General features: G+C 63.8%; 13 protein-coding genes and 1 pseudogene. 12 read left to right on the top strand and 2 right to left on the bottom strand.

Translation table 11 applies throughout. From position 1 onward, the window contains the following. Positions 1-44 precede the first annotated feature (44 nt). The 4 genes and pseudogenes from JKP78_RS19215 to JKP78_RS25515 all read left to right on the top strand — a co-directional run bounded on the left by JKP78_RS19215 (position 45) and on the right by JKP78_RS25515 (position 2,724). Entirely contained in the window at positions 45-275 is a 231-nt protein-coding gene (locus tag JKP78_RS19215; protein ID WP_186687519.1) for a hypothetical protein, read from the top strand. Then, a complete protein-coding gene (locus JKP78_RS19220; RefSeq protein WP_170027875.1) occupies positions 272-574 on the top strand; it encodes a cell division protein ZapA in 303 nt (100 codons plus the stop codon). Before JKP78_RS19215 ends, JKP78_RS19220 begins: the two co-directional genes overlap by 4 nt. A 257-nt stretch (positions 575-831) precedes the next feature. Continuing rightward, positions 832-1,860, top strand: a pseudogene (locus JKP78_RS25510) (HAMP domain-containing protein); the annotation flags it as partial. Between the two features lie 159 nt (positions 1,861-2,019). Further along, on the top strand, positions 2,020-2,724 hold the full coding sequence (locus tag JKP78_RS25515; protein WP_442794012.1) for a methyl-accepting chemotaxis protein: 705 nt from the start codon (positions 2,020-2,022) through the stop codon (positions 2,722-2,724). A gap of 118 nt (positions 2,725-2,842) precedes the next feature. On the opposite strand, the gene JKP78_RS19230 is transcribed toward JKP78_RS25515, so the two are convergent. After that, complete coding sequence (locus tag JKP78_RS19230) at positions 2,843-3,883, bottom strand: threonine aldolase family protein (protein ID WP_200627253.1); 1,041 nt, start codon at positions 3,881-3,883, stop codon at positions 2,843-2,845. Between the two features lie 341 nt (positions 3,884-4,224). Between JKP78_RS19230 and JKP78_RS19235 the strand changes: the two genes are divergently transcribed. The 8 genes from JKP78_RS19235 to JKP78_RS19270 all read left to right on the top strand — a co-directional run bounded on the left by JKP78_RS19235 (position 4,225) and on the right by JKP78_RS19270 (position 13,967). After that, complete coding sequence (locus tag JKP78_RS19235; protein ID WP_170027880.1) at positions 4,225-5,478, top strand: serine hydroxymethyltransferase; 1,254 nt, start codon at positions 4,225-4,227, stop codon at positions 5,476-5,478. A gap of 15 nt (positions 5,479-5,493) precedes the next feature. Continuing rightward, positions 5,494-6,744 (top strand): sarcosine oxidase subunit beta family protein, encoded by a 1,251-nt coding sequence (locus JKP78_RS19240; RefSeq protein ID WP_138219304.1) that lies wholly within the window; start codon positions 5,494-5,496, stop codon positions 6,742-6,744. Positions 6,745-6,758: 14 nt separating this feature from the next. Then, a complete protein-coding gene (locus JKP78_RS19245; protein ID WP_170027881.1) occupies positions 6,759-7,094 on the top strand; it encodes a sarcosine oxidase subunit delta in 336 nt (111 codons plus the stop codon). Next, complete coding sequence (locus tag JKP78_RS19250; protein WP_170027882.1) at positions 7,091-10,108, top strand: sarcosine oxidase subunit alpha; 3,018 nt, start codon at positions 7,091-7,093, stop codon at positions 10,106-10,108. Before JKP78_RS19245 ends, JKP78_RS19250 begins: the two co-directional genes overlap by 4 nt. A gap of 170 nt (positions 10,109-10,278) precedes the next feature. Then, positions 10,279-10,911 (top strand): sarcosine oxidase subunit gamma, encoded by a 633-nt coding sequence (locus JKP78_RS19255; protein WP_013970521.1) that lies wholly within the window; start codon positions 10,279-10,281, stop codon positions 10,909-10,911. Positions 10,912-10,922: 11 nt separating this feature from the next. After that, positions 10,923-11,780 (top strand): formyltetrahydrofolate deformylase, encoded by an 858-nt coding sequence (purU, locus tag JKP78_RS19260; protein ID WP_186674975.1) that lies wholly within the window; start codon positions 10,923-10,925, stop codon positions 11,778-11,780. Between the two features lie 269 nt (positions 11,781-12,049). Beyond that, a complete protein-coding gene (gene fdhA, locus JKP78_RS19265) occupies positions 12,050-13,249 on the top strand; it encodes a formaldehyde dehydrogenase, glutathione-independent (protein ID WP_186687513.1) in 1,200 nt (399 codons plus the stop codon). Between the two features lie 142 nt (positions 13,250-13,391). Then, entirely contained in the window at positions 13,392-13,967 is a 576-nt protein-coding gene (locus tag JKP78_RS19270) for a DUF2780 domain-containing protein (protein ID WP_170027884.1), read from the top strand. A gap of 113 nt (positions 13,968-14,080) precedes the next feature. Here JKP78_RS19270 and JKP78_RS19275 read toward each other — a convergent pair whose 3' ends face one another. Continuing rightward, a complete protein-coding gene (locus JKP78_RS19275) occupies positions 14,081-14,968 on the bottom strand; it encodes an acyltransferase (protein WP_186687510.1) in 888 nt (295 codons plus the stop codon). Positions 14,969-15,145: the final 177 nt, after the last annotated feature.

Genomic DNA, 15,145 nt, shown 5'->3' on the forward strand with positions numbered 1-15,145 from the left:
TTTCTTTATCGTGTGCGCCCCCCGCAACAACCTGAGATAGACCCATGCTGGAAGCTTCCCTGAATCAAATCGAGCAACTGGTCAACGACCTGCTGCAGAAGAACGCCCAACTGACCGAGCAGAACGCCGCCCTCGGCCAGGAACTGGCCCAGGCCAAGGAAGAGAACGAGACCCTGCAGCTGTCGCTGATGGAGCAGGAAGAGAAGCACGGCAGCACCGCCGCGCGCCTGCAGGCGCTGATCGAACGCGCCAACGCTGGCGTCGTCGGCGCATGACACTACGTGCTCAGCCGATCAATGTCGTGTCGATCCTCGGCAACGACTATTCGATCAAGGCGCCTGAAGGCCAGGAAGCAACCCTGGCCCAGGCCGTGCAAATGCTCAACACCGCCCTGGCCCAGACCAAGCGCCAGTACCCGACCCTGATCGGTGACAAGTTGCTGGTGCTGGCCGCGTTGAACCTGTGTTCGCGACAGATCGAACTGCAGGATGAGCACCGCAAGACGCTGGAGCGTACCCAGGCGCAGATAGATGCCACCGTGGACACCATCGTCCGGACTATCGCCGAACAATGACGGCCTGATACCGAGGTGCCTGTGAGAGCGAGCGTGTCGAGGCTTCGAACCACCGCAAACACCGGCGCAGCCGGTGCCAGACACAGTGATGAAGTAATCCTGGGCATCCCCGCTGGCACGGGCGGGAAGCTGTTGTTCTAGATCACTGGATTAACTGGATACGCAAGTGTATACACTTCCCGCAAAACAATAATTATGCGGGGAGCAGGGGCATGCGTATCTGGCGTAAAAGCATCCAGTGGCAGTTGATCACCAGCATGGGCGCCGCCCTGCTGGTGAGCATTCTGGTCGTAGTCATCATTTTCACCGTGGCGCTCAATCGCCTCACCGAACGCTACCTGGTGGGCAGTGCCTTGCCGGCCAGCATCGAGGCCATCCGCAACGACATCGAACGCATGCTCGGCCAGCCGCTGGTAGCGGCGGCAGACATCGCTGGCAACACGCTGCTGCGCGACTGGCTCGCCGCAGGTGAGAACCCCGCGCAGGCCCCGCAGTTCATCGAATACCTCACCGCCGCCAAGCAGCGCAACCAGGCGTTCACCACCTTGTTCGTCTCCACCGAGAGCGGCCACTACTACAACGAGAACGGGCTGGACCGTACCCTCAGCCGCAGCAACCCCAAGGACCAGTGGTTCTACGGCTACATCGACAGCGGTGCCGAGCGGTTCATCAATATCGACATCGATGGCGCCACGGGCGAGCTGGCCCTGTTCATCGACTACCGGGTGGAAAAGCATGGCCAACTGGTCGGCGTCGCCGGTATGGGCCTGCGCATGACCGAGCTGTCGCAGCTGATCCACGACTTCAGCTTTGGCGAACACGGCAAAGTGTTTCTGGTGCGTAACGATGGCCTGATCCAGGTGCACCCGGATAACGCCTTCAGCGGCAAGCGCCAGCTGGCCGAGCAGCTCGGTGGGGACGCCGCCAAGGCGGTGCTGAGCGGGGCGCAGGGCCTGCGCAGCAGCCGCTTCAGCCGAGACGGCGAAAGCTACCTGGCGCTCGGCCTGCCCTTGCGCGACCTGAACTGGACCCTGGTCGCCGAGGTGCCGGAGCAGGAGATCTACGCGCAAATGCACCAGGCAGTGTGGCTGACCAGCCTGATCGGTGGCGCCGTGGCGCTGGTCTCGCTGCTGCTGGTGGTGCTGTTGGCCCGCGGCCTGGTGCGGCCGATCCGTCGCGTCACGGCTGCGCTGGTGCAAATTGGCAGTGGCGCGGGTGACCTCAGCCAGCGCCTGGACGATTCACGCCTGGACGAGTTGGGTGACCTGGCTCGCGGTTTCAACCGCTTCCTCGACAGCCAGCGGCGGCTCATCGGTGAAGTGCTGCAGACCTCCGAGCGGCTGCACCAGGCAGTTGAACAGGTGACCGTGGTGGTGGACAACACGGCCGAACGTTCCGGGCGCCAGCAGGAAATGACCGAAATGGTGGCTACCGCCGTACACGAAATGGGCCTGACCGTGCAGGACATTGCCCGCAATGCCGGCGATGCGGCCCAGGCCTCGCAGGCGGCGCGCGATGAGGCCGTGCAGGCGCGCGAAGTGGTTCGGCGCTCGGTCCAGGGCATCGAAGGTATGTCGGGCGATATTGGCAAGGCGGCCGCTGCTGTCAGCCAGTTGGCCGGTGAAGTCGCCTCGATCGATGAAGTATTGGCGGTGATCCGCAGCATTTCCGAACAGACCAACCTGCTGGCGCTGAATGCTGCCATCGAGGCCGCACGGGCAGGCGAGATGGGGCGCGGGTTTGCCGTGGTGGCCGATGAAGTGCGCACCTTGGCGCGGCGCACGCAGCTGTCCACCGACGAGGTGCAGCAGATGATCCAGCGCCTGAAGCAGGGCGCGGGCGTGGCGGTGAGTTCGATGCAGGCGGGGCAGCAGGCGACTGGCAGCGGTGTCGAGGCGAGCCAGCGTACAGGCGCATCGCTGGGGGCCATTACCGACCGGGTCGAGCACATCAGCGACATGAACCATCAGGTCGCGACGGCGACCGAAGAGCAGTCGGCGGTGACCGAGGAAATCAACCGCACGGTGCAGGGGATTTCCGACCTGGCGCGGGAGACCGCGGCAGAGGTGCAGGGCTGTCGCGAGGAGTGCCGGGCATTGCGTGGGCTGGCCGATGACCTGGCGCGGCAGATGGGCGGGTTCAGGCTTTAGATCGCCGGGGCCGCTATGCGGCCCATCGCGACACAAGGCCGCTCCTACAAGGGAACGCAATCCCGTGTAGGAGCGGCCTTGTGTCGCGATAGGAGGGCGAAGCCCTCCCGGCAATCCCTCAGCCAGCGATGATCGCGCGGATATCCGCCGCCAGCTCGCGCACTCGCTCTTCCTCGGTATCCCACGAGCACATGAAGCGCGCCCCACCACTGCCAATGAAGGTGTAGAACCGCCAGCCTCTGCTACGCAGCGCTTCGATCGCATGCTCCGGCATCTGCAGGAACACCCCGTTGGCCTCCACCGGGAACATCAGCTCCACCCCAGGCAGGTCGCTGACCAGCGAGGCCAGCAGCTGCGCGCAGCGGTTGGCATGCGCGCCGTGACGCAACCAGGCGCCGTCTTCCAGCAGGCCCACCCATGGTGCCGACAGGAAGCGCATCTTCGATGCCAGCTGGCCGGCCTGCTTGCAACGGTAATCGAAGTCCTCGGCCAGCTGGCGGTTGAAGAACAGGATCGCTTCGCCCACCGCCATGCCGTTCTTGGTGCCGCCAAAGCACAGCACGTCGACGCCGGCCTTCCAGGTCAGCTCGGCCGGGCTGCAGCCCAGGAACGAGCAGGCGTTGGCAAAGCGCGCGCCGTCCATGTGCAGGTTCAGGCCCAGCTCCTTGCAGGTGGCGCTGATCGCCTTCAGTTCTTCGGGGCGATACACCGTGCCCACTTCGGTGGCCTGGGTAATGGTCACCACGCGTGGCTTGGGGTAGTGGATGTCCTGTCGTTTCAAGGCCACATCACGGATCGACTGTGGGGTCAGTTTGCCGTGGACGCTGGCCGCAGTCAGCAGCTTGGAGCCGTTGGAGAAGAATTCCGGTGCACCGCATTCGTCGGTTTCGACGTGGGCGGTCTCGGAGCAGATCACGCTGTGGTAGCTCTGGCACAGCGAGGCCAGGGCCAGGGAGTTGGCAGCGGTACCATTGAAGGCGAAGAACACTTCGCAATCGGTTTCGAACAGGTTGCGGAAGTATTCGGCGGCGCGCTCGGTCCATTGATCGTCGCCGTAGGCGCGGTCGTGGCCGTGGTTGGCCTTTTCCATCGCGGCCCAGGCTTCGGGGCAGATGCCGGAATAGTTGTCGCTGGCGAATTGTTGGCTCTTGTCTGTCATGGCACTTCTGTCCTGTGAACGACGCAGAGCAGCACTCTAAACCATCGATTCAGCAGTTGCCTATACAACCCGTGCACCTGCGGATTGTTGGGTTGTCTGTGCCGGCCCTTTCGCGGGTAAACCCGCTCCCACAGGGATCTCACAGGCCTCGAATGCACCGCAGTAGCTGTGGGAGCGGGTTCACCCGCGAAAGGGCCGGCACAGACAACACAAAGCCAATGTCGTAAACGCGCCATTGCAAGGCGTGCGCAGGCATCTGACCCGCCCCGGCCAGTCATAACATCGCCACAAAGGGCCACAGTGCCCCACGACAAAAAATGATCGCCGCCGGGAGATACACGATGTTCAGCAAGCAAGACCAGATCCAGGGTTACGATGATGCACTTCTGGCGGCGATGAATGCCGAAGAACAGCGCCAGGAAGATCACATCGAGCTGATCGCCTCGGAAAACTACACCTCCAAGCGCGTGATGCAGGCCCAAGGCAGCGGCCTGACCAACAAGTACGCCGAAGGCTACCCGGGCAAGCGCTACTACGGTGGCTGCGAGCACGTGGACAAAGTCGAGGCCCTGGCCATCGAGCGCGCCAAGCAGCTGTTCGGTGCCGACTACGCCAACGTCCAGCCGCACTCCGGCTCGTCGGCCAACGGCGCGGTCTACCTGGCCCTGCTGCAGCCGGGTGACACCATCCTCGGCATGAGCCTGGCCCACGGCGGCCACCTGACCCACGGCGCCAAGGTGTCGTCCTCGGGCAAGCTGTACAACGCCGTGCAGTACGGCATCGACACCAATACCGGCCTGATCGACTACGACGAAGTCGAGCGCCTGGCGGTCGAGCACAAGCCGAAAATGATCGTGGCCGGCTTCTCGGCCTACTCCAAGACCCTCGACTTCCCGCGCTTCCGCGCCATTGCCGACAAGGTCGGGGCGCTGCTGTTCGTCGACATGGCCCATGTTGCCGGCCTGGTGGCCGCCGGCCTGTACCCGAACCCGATTCCGTTCGCCGACGTGGTTACCACCACCACCCACAAGACCCTGCGCGGGCCACGTGGCGGCCTGATCCTGGCCAAGGCCAACGAAGAGATCGAGAAGAAGCTCAACGCCGCAGTATTCCCGGGTGCCCAGGGCGGCCCGCTGATGCACGTGATCGCCGCCAAGGCGGTGTGCTTCAAGGAAGCGCTGGAACCTGAGTTCAAGGCCTACCAGAAACAAGTGATCGAAAACGCCCAGGCCATGGCCCAGGTGTTCATCGAGCGTGGCTACGACGTGGTTTCCGGTGGCACCGACAACCACCTGTTCCTGGTCAGCCTGATTCGCCAGGGCCTCACCGGCAAAGACGCCGACGCCGCCCTGGGCCGTGCGCACATCACCGTCAACAAGAATGCCGTGCCGAACGACCCGCAGTCGCCGTTCGTCACCTCGGGCCTGCGCATCGGCACCCCGGCCGTCACCACCCGCGGCTTCAAGGTCGCGCAATGTGTCGCCCTGGCCGGCTGGATCTGCGACATCCTCGACAACCTCGGTGACGCAGACGTCGAAGCCGATGTGGCGAAGAACGTCGCGGCGCTGTGCGCAGATTTCCCTGTTTACCGCTGAGTGGAGCCACACACCATGCAACGTTACTCGGGATTCGGCCTTTTCAAGCACTCCCTCAGCCACCACGAGAACTGGCAGCGCATGTGGCGCACGCCAACCCCTAAAAAGGTCTACGACGTGGTTATCGTCGGCGGTGGCGGCCATGGCCTGGCCACGGCCTACTACCTGGCCAAGGAACACGGCATCACCAACGTTGCCGTGATCGAGAAGGGCTACCTGGGCGGCGGCAATACCGCCCGTAACACCACCATCGTGCGTTCCAACTACCTGTGGGACGAGTCGGCGCACCTGTACGAGCACGCCATGAAGCTGTGGGAGGGCCTGTCCCAGGACCTCAACTACAACGTGATGTTCTCCCAGCGCGGCGTCTACAACCTGTGCCACACCCTGCAGGACATGCGTGACTCCGAGCGCCGCGTCTCCGCCAACCGCCTGAATGGCGTGGACGGCGAGCTGCTGAACACTGCCCAGGTCGCGGCCGAGATCCCGTACCTGGACTGCTCGAAGAACACCCGTTACCCGATCCTTGGCGCCACCGTACAGCGCCGTGGTGGCGTGGCCCGTCACGACGCCGTGGCCTGGGGCTTCGCCCGTGCTGCCGACGCCCTGGGCGTGGACCTGATCCAGCAGACCGAAGTGACCGGTTTCCGCAAGGAAAACGGCGCGGTCATCGGTGTGGAAACCAACAAAGGCTTCATCGGCGCCAAGCGCGTCGGTGTGGTCACCGCCGGTAACTCCGGGCACATGGCCAAGCTCGCCGGCTTCCGCCTACCGCTGGAATCGCACCCGCTGCAGGCGCTGGTATCCGAGCCGATCAAGCCAATCATCGACAGCGTGATCATGTCCAACGCCGTACACGGCTACATCAGCCAGTCGGACAAGGGCGACCTGGTGATCGGTGCCGGCATCGACGGCTGGGTCGGCTACGGCCAGCGCGGTTCGTACCCGGTGATCGAGCACACCCTGCAGGCCATCGTCGAGATGTTCCCCAACCTCTCGCGCGTTCGCATGAACCGCCAGTGGGGCGGCATCGTCGATACCTCGCCGGACGCCTGCCCGATCATCACCAAGACCCCGGTCAAGAACCTGTTCTTCAACTGCGGTTGGGGTACCGGCGGCTTCAAGGCGACCCCGGGTTCGGGCAACGTCTTCGCCGCGAGCCTGGCCAAGGGCGAAATGCACCCACTGGCCGCGCCGTTCTCCATGGACCGTTTCTACAACGGCGCACTGATCGACGAACACGGCGCCGCCGCCGTCGCCCACTAACCGGAGACACCGTCATGTTGCATATTTTCTGTCCCCACTGCGGCGAGCTGCGCTCCGAAGAAGAGTTCCACGCCTCTGGCCAGGCGCACATCGCCCGCCCGCTGGACCCCAACGCCTGCTCCGACGAGGAGTGGGGTACCTACATGTTCTACCGTGACAACCCGCGCGGTATTCACCACGAACTGTGGGACCACGTTGCCGGCTGCCGCCAGTACTTCAACGTCACCCGCGACACCGTGACCTACGAAATTCTGGAAACCTACAAGATTGGCGAGAAGCCGCAAGTGACCGCCAACGGCAAGCAAAGCAGCGCACCGTCGACCGTCAAAGGCCAAGGGGAAAAAGTATGAGCCAGACCTATCGCCTCGCCAGCGGCGGCCGTATCGACCGCAGCAAGGTCCTTAACTTCAGCTTCAACGGCAAGACCTACCAGGGTTATGCCGGCGACACCCTGGCCGCCGCGTTGCTGGCCAACGGCGTCGACATCGTTGGCCGCAGCTTCAAGTACTCGCGCCCTCGCGGCATCATCGCCGCCGGTACCGAAGAGCCGAACGCCATCCTGCAGATCGGCTCCAGCGAAGCCACCCAGATCCCTAACGTGCGTGCCACCCAACAGGCACTGTACGCCGGCCTGGTCGCCACCAGCACCAACGGCTGGCCGAACGTCAACAATGACGTCATGGGCATTCTCGGCAAGGTCGGCGGCAGCATGATGCCGCCGGGCTTCTACTACAAAACCTTCATGTACCCGAAATCGTTCTGGATGACTTACGAGAAGTACATCCGCAAAGCCGCCGGCCTTGGCCGCGCGCCGCTGCAGAACGACCCGGACAGCTACGACTACATGAACCAGCACTGCGACGTGCTGATCGTCGGTGCCGGCCCTGCCGGCCTGGCCGCGGCCCTGGCCGCTGCGCGCAGCGGTGCCCGAGTGATCCTGGCTGACGAGCAGGAAGAGTTCGGCGGCAGCCTGCTCGACACCCGCGAAACCCTCGACGGCAAGCCTGCCACCGACTGGGTCAACGCCGTGGTCAAAGAGCTGGAAAGCCTGCCGGAAGTGACCCTGCTGCCACGCGCCACGGTCAACGGCTACCACGACCATAACTTCCTGACCATCCACGAGCGCCTCACCGACCACCTCGGTGACCGTGCCCCTATCGGCCAGGTGCGCCACCGCGTGCACCGCGTCCGCGCCAAGCGCGTGGTGCTGGCCACCGGCGCCCACGAGCGCCCGCTGGTGTACGGCAACAACGACGTGCCGGGCAACATGCTGGCCGGTGCCGTTTCCACCTACGTGCGCCGTTACGGCGTGGCCCCGGGTCGCAAGCTGGTGCTGTCGACCAACAACGACCACGCCTACCGCGCCGCGCTGGACTGGCACGATGCCGGCCTGCAGGTGGTCGCCATCGCCGACGCCCGCCACAACCCGCGTGGTTCGCTGGTTGAAGAAGCACGTGCCAAGGGCATCCGCATTCTCACCTCCAGCGCGGTGATCGAGGCCAAGGGCAGCAAGCATGTCACTGGCGCCCGCGTGGCCGCCATCGACGTACAGGCGCACAAGGTCACCAGCCCTGGCGAAACCCTGGACTGCGACCTGATCGCCACCTCCGGCGGTTACAGCCCGGTCGTGCACCTGGCTTCGCACCTGGGCGGCCGGCCGATCTGGCGCGAAGACATCCTCGGCTTCGTACCGGGTGATGCGCCGCAGAAGCGCGAATGTGTCGGCGGTATCAATGGTGTGTACCCCCTGGGCGACGCGATTGCCGATGGTTTCGAAGGCGGCGTGCGCGCAGCCACCGAAGCCGGCTTCAAGGCCACTGTCGGCAGCCTGCCGAAAACCGTGGCGCGCAAGGAAGAGGCCACCGTGGCGCTGTTCCAGGTGCCGCACGACAAGGGCACTGCCCGTGCGCCCAAGCAGTTCGTCGACCAGCAGAACGACGTTACCGCGGCCGCCATCGAACTGGCCACCCGCGAAGGCTTCGAGTCGGTCGAGCACGTCAAACGCTACACCGCGCTGGGCTTCGGTACCGACCAGGGCAAGCTGGGCAACATCAACGGCCTGGCTATCGCCGCCCGTTCGATGGGCATCACCATCCCGGAAATGGGCACCACCATGTTCCGCCCCAACTACACGCCGGTAACCTTCGGCGCGGTAGCAGGCCGGCACTGTGGCCATCTGTTCGAGCCCGTGCGCTTCACTGCCCTGCATGCCTGGCACGTGAAGAACGGCGCCGAGTTCGAAGATGTCGGCCAGTGGAAACGCCCTTGGTACTTCCCCAAGGCCGGTGAAGACATCCATGCGGCCGTGGCCCGTGAATGCAAGGCCGTGCGCGACAGCGTGGGCCTGCTGGACGCCTCGACCCTGGGCAAGATCGACATCCAGGGCCCGGATGCGCGTGAGTTCCTCAACCGCATCTACACCAACGCCTGGACCAAGCTCGACGTGGGCAAGGCCCGTTACGGCCTGATGTGCAAGGAAGACGGCATGGTCTTCGACGACGGCGTGACCGCCTGCGTCGGCGACAACCACTTCATCATGACCACCACCACCGGCGGCGCTGCGCGCGTGCTGCAGTGGATGGAGCTGTACCACCAGACCGAATGGCCGGAGCTGAAGGTGTACTTCACCTCGGTCACCGACCACTGGGCGACCATGACCCTGTCCGGCCCCAACAGCCGCAAGCTGCTGAGCGAGCTGACCGACATCGACATGGACAAGGAAGCCTTCCCGTTCATGACCTGGAAGGAAGGCAACGTCGGCGGCGTGCCAGCCCGGGTGTTCCGTATCTCGTTCACCGGTGAGCTGTCGTACGAAGTCAACGTGCAGGCCAACTACGCCATGGGCGTGCTGGAGCAGATCATCGAGGCGGGCAAGAAGTACAACCTGACCCCGTATGGCACCGAGACCATGCACGTGCTGCGTGCCGAGAAGGGCTTCATCATCGTTGGCCAGGACACCGACGGCTCGATGACCCCGGACGACCTGAACATGAGCTGGTGCGTAGGCCGCAACAAGCCGTACTCGTGGATCGGCCTGCGTGGCATGAACCGCGAAGACTGCGTGCGCGAGAACCGCAAGCAGCTGGTGGGCCTGAAGCCGGTCGACCCGACCAAGTGGCTGCCGGAAGGTGCCCAGCTGGTGTTCGATCCGAAGCAACCGATCCCGATGGACATGGTCGGCCACGTCACCTCCAGCTACGCAGCCAACTCCCTGGGCTATTCGTTCGCCATGGGTGTGGTCAAGGGCGGCCTCAAGCGCATGGGCGAGCGTGTGTACTCGCCGCAGGCGGATGGCAGCGTGATCGAGGCGGAGATCGTGTCTTCGGTGTTCTTCGATCCGAAGGGTGAGCGGCAGAACGTCTAAGGCCCCGGTACCAACTGATGCCCAGCTTGGAATGAGGTCTCTGTGGGAGCGGGCGTGCCCGCGAAGAAGGCGGTGAATCCACCATCGCATTCGCGGGCATGCCCGCTCCCACAGGATGATCGTCTCCCGCAGGCATCGTGGTCGACTCCAGAATTCAAGGCAGGTAAGAAATGAGCGCTATCAACGTCTTCCAGCAAAACCCCGGCGCCGAGGCCAAGGCCCAGTCGCCACTGCACCACGCCGACCTGGCCAGCCTGGTTGGCAAAGGCCGCAAGAACGCAGGCGTGACCCTGCGTGAACGCAAGTTCCTCGGCCACCTGACCATTCGTGGCGATGGCCACGACCCGGAGTTCGCCGCCGGCGTGCACAAGGCCCTGGGCCTGGAGCTGCCAGTGGCGCTGACCGTGGTCGCCAACAATGAAATGTCGCTGCAATGGATGGGCCCTGACGAGTGGTTGCTGATCGTCCCCGGCGGCCAGGAGTTTGCCGTCGAGCAAAAGCTGCGCGCTGCCCTCGAAGGCCAGCACATCCAGGTGGTCAACGTCAGCGGTGGGCAGAGCCTGCTGGAACTGCGCGGCCCGAACGTGCGCGAAGTGCTGATGAAGTCCACCAGCTATGATGTTCATCCGAACAACTTCCCGGTGGGCAAGGCTGTCGGTACCGTGTTCGCCAAGTCGCAACTGGTGATCCGCCGCACCGCCGAAGACACCTGGGAGCTGGTGATTCGCCGCAGCTTCGCCGACTACTGGTGGCTGTGGCTGCAGGACGCTTCGGCCGAGTACGGCCTGAGCATCGAAGCTTAAGGAGAGCGAACATGAGTCGGGCACCGGATACCTGGATTCTCACCGCCGACTGCCCGAGCATGCTCGGTACCGTCGACGTGGTGACGCGTTACCTCTTCGAGCAGCGCTGCTACGTGACGGAGCACCACTCCTTCGATGACCGGCTGTCGGGGCGTTTCTTCATTCGCGTGGAGTTTCGCCAGCCGGACGATTTCGACGAGGCAGGTTTTCGCGCCGGCCTTGCCGAGCGCAGCGAAGCGTTCGGCATGGCCTTCGAGCTGACCGCACCCAACCACCGCCCGAAGGTGGTGATCATGGTGTCGAAAGCCGACCACTGTCTCAATGATCTGCTGTACCGCCAGCGCATCGGCCAGCTGGCCATGGACGTGGTCGCAGTGGTGTCCAACCACCCCGACCTCGAGCCCCTGGCACAATGGCACAAGATTCCTTACTACCACTTTGCCCTCGACCCCAAGGACAAGCCTGCGCAAGAGCGCAAGGTGATCCAGGTGATCGAGGAAACCGGCGCGGAGCTGGTGGTGCTTGCCCGCTACATGCAGGTGCTGTCGCCGGAGCTGTGCCGCCGCCTGGATGGCTGGGCGATAAACATCCACCACTCGCTGTTGCCCGGCTTCAAAGGCGCCAAGCCTTACCACCAGGCCTACAACAAGGGGGTGAAGATGGTTGGCGCCACGGCGCACTACATCAACAACGACCTGGACGAAGGGCCGATCATCGCCCAGGGCGTGGAGGTGGTGGATCATAGCCATTATCCGGAAGACCTGATTGCCAAGGGGCGCGACATCGAATGCCTGACCCTGGCGCGGGCGGTGGGCTACCACATCGAGCGGCGAGTGTTCCTCAACGCCAACCGGACGGTCGTGCTCTAACAACCTGCACCGGCCATTCGCGGGCAAGCCCGCTCCCACAGGTTATATGCGGCCTTCACAGCTGGCATTCTTCCTGTGGGAGCGGGCTTGCCCGCGAATGGACCAACACAATTTCCCCTGCCGTTAAAAGGCATCTCCCTGTCGCTTCCAGTCAGTGCAATCTGCCGTATCAGGCCCACAATCCCCTGCATTCCAGAAACACATGCCGCCCACGGATGGCGGCGCGTTCAACCACCGCTGCATAAATACAAATCAAGCGAGGTAAGAGCATGTCTGGCAATCGTGGAGTGGTATATCTCGGCGCCGGCAAGGTCGAGGTGCAGAAGATCGACTACCCGAAAATGCAGGACCCACGCGGCAACAAGATCGAGCACGGCGTGATCCTGAAGGTGGTCTCCACCAACATCTGCGGCTCCGACCAGCACATGGTCCGCGGTCGCACCACTGCCCAGGTTGGCCTGGTCCTGGGCCACGAAATCACCGGTGAAATCGTCGAGATGGGGCGTGATGTCGAACGCCTGAAAATCGGTGATCTGGTATCGGTACCGTTCAACGTTGCCTGCGGCCGCTGCCGCTCCTGCAAGGAAATGCACACCGGTGTCTGCCTCACCGTCAACCCGGCCCGCGCCGGTGGTGCCTACGGCTACGTCGACATGGGCGACTGGACCGGTGGCCAGGCCGAATACGTGCTGGTGCCGTATGCCGACTTCAACCTGCTGAAACTGCCGGATCGCGACAAGGCCATGGAGAAGATCCGTGACCTGACCTGCCTGTCCGACATCCTGCCGACCGGCTACCACGGCGCTGTCACCGCTGGCGTAGGCCCAGGCAGCACCGTTTATGTCGCCGGTGCCGGCCCGGTCGGCCTGGCCGCCGCCGCCTCGGCACGCCTGCTCGGCGCGGCCTGCGTCATCGTCGGCGACCTCAACCCGGCTCGCCTGGCCCACGCCAAGTCGCAGGGCTTCGAAGTGGTCGACCTGTCCAAGGACACCCCGCTGCACGAGCAGATCGTCGACATTCTCGGCGAGCCGGAAGTGGACTGCGCCGTCGACGCCGTTGGCTTCGAGGCTCGCGGCCACGGCCATGAAGGCGCCAAGCATGAAGCGCCGGCCACCGTGCTGAACTCGCTGATGCAGGTGACCCGTGTTGCCGGCAAGATCGGTATCCCGGGCCTGTACGTGACCGAAGACCCGGGTGCGGTGGATGCCGCGGCCAAGATCGGCGCGCTGAGCATCCGCTTTGGCCTGGGATGGGCGAAGTCGCACAGCTTCCACACCGGCCAGACCCCGACCATGAAGTACAACCGCCAGCTGATGCAGGCGATCATGTGGGACCGTATCAACATTGCCGAAGTGGTAGGCGTGCAGGTCATCAATCTCGACCAGGCACCGGAAGGCTATGGCGAGTTCGATGCTGGCGTGCCGAAGAAATTCGTCATCGACCCGCACAAGATGTGGGGCGCAGCTTAACCTGATGGAGCAACGCCCCCGCCCGGGGGCGTTGTGTTTCGAGTGAGCCCAAGCGGGCCGATCACCGGCCTGGAACAAACTTGTCTGGCTCCAGTCCAATGCCTCGTTTCCCCGGCCATCCCGGCCGACGAGGTCCCTCCCGATGAAAGCATTCACTCTGGCTACCCTGATGACCCTGGCCGCAAGCCCGGTGTTCGCCTACAACCTCAGCGATGCGGCCAATGCCGTGGCCGCCATGCAGCAACAGGGCCAGCAAGGCCAGGTACAGGCACCGGCGGCGCAGGCCAACCTGCTCAACATCCTGGGCAGCCAGCTGAACATCACCCCGGAACAGGCGGTGGGTGGCGCAGGGGCCATGCTGGGGCTGGCGCGCAACAACCTCAGCAGCGACGACTATGGCCAGCTGACCAAGGCCGTGCCTGGCCTCGACCTGCTGTCGGGTGCCAATCTCCTGGGTGGGCTGAGTGGGTTGGGGCAGTTGCTGGGCAATGACAAGGATAGCCAGTCGGCCTTGGACAAGGCGCTGGGCAACGATGTGCAGAACCGCACCGACCTGGACGCTGCATTCAAGGCGTTGGGCATGGATACCGGCATGATCGGCCAGTTCGCTCCGCTGCTGCTCCAGTACCTTGGGCAACAGGGTATTGCCGGATCGTTGCTGCAGAATCTGGGCAGCTTGTGGACCAGCCCGGCGCCATTGACCCGACCTTCGGTCTGACGATCCTGTCGTACCCATGCTGGCGCCAAGGCCGGGTCCCACAGGGCTTTTACAGCATTCAAGCCTGACGCTGTACTTGGGAGCTGGCCTGCCGGTGATGAGGCCAGTACAGGTCAGCCCAGTTCGGCCCGAAGCTGCTCGATCCGCTGGTCCTTTTCTATCCACAACTGGTTTACCCAGGCCTGCACGGTGTGGCGGAATTCAGCATCGTTCTCGTAGTCGCCAGCCCACAGCGCCGGGTCCAGTTCACGCACACGAATGTCGATAATCACCCGGCTGATGCTGCCATTGAGTAAATCCCAGAACCCTGGCGCCGAGTTGCCGGGGTAGACGATGGTCACGTCCAGCAACGCATCCAGTTGCTCGCCCAGCGCTGCCAGCACAAAGGCCACGCCGCCGGCCTTGGGCTTGAGCAGGTGGCGATACGGCGACTGCTGCTCCAGGCGCTTGGCCTCGCTGAAGCGGGTGCCTTCGAGGTAGTTGACCACGGTCACCGGTTGGCGCTTGAACAGCTCGCAGGCCGCCTTGGTGATTTCCAGGTCCTTGCCCTTGAGTTCCGGGTGCTTTTGCAGAAACGCCTTGCTGTAGCGCTTCATGAACGGATAGTCCAGGCCCCACCAGGCCAGGCCGAGCAGCGGCACCCAGATCAGTTCCTTCTTGAGGAAGAACTTGAAGAAGGGTGTGCGGCGATTGAGGCTTTCGATCAGCGCCGGGATGTCGACCCAGGTCTGGTGGTTGCTGACCGCCAGGTAGGAAGTGTCCCTGCGCAGGTTCTCGACACCGCGTATATCCCATTGGGTAGGAATGCACAGGGCGAAAATGGCCTTGTCGATCTCCGACCAGGTTTCAGCCACCCACATTACCGCCCACGACGCATAGTCACGCCCGCGGCCTGGCAGCACCAGCTTGAGCAGGGCGAAGACCAGCAGTGGGCCGATCAGCACCAGGGTGTTGAGCAGCAGCAGGGTGGTGGTGAGGATGCCGGTCAGCAGGCGACGCATAAGGAGACTCTTGTTGTGGGATGAAAACGGTTGGCAATCATAAGCAGGGCCGTGGCCTACGCCAAATTTCCACTGCCCGGCGGTGGGGACAAATGTTTCACATTATGTTGGTTAGGCTTGTGACAGCGAACCTATCCTGCCAGTGCAGTCTAAGCACTGACACTTCTCAAGGAAGCC

The sequence above is a fragment of the Pseudomonas sp. LAM2023 genome, assembly GCF_016620375.1.
Classification (GTDB): domain Bacteria; phylum Pseudomonadota; class Gammaproteobacteria; order Pseudomonadales; family Pseudomonadaceae; genus Aquipseudomonas; species Aquipseudomonas anuradhapurensis.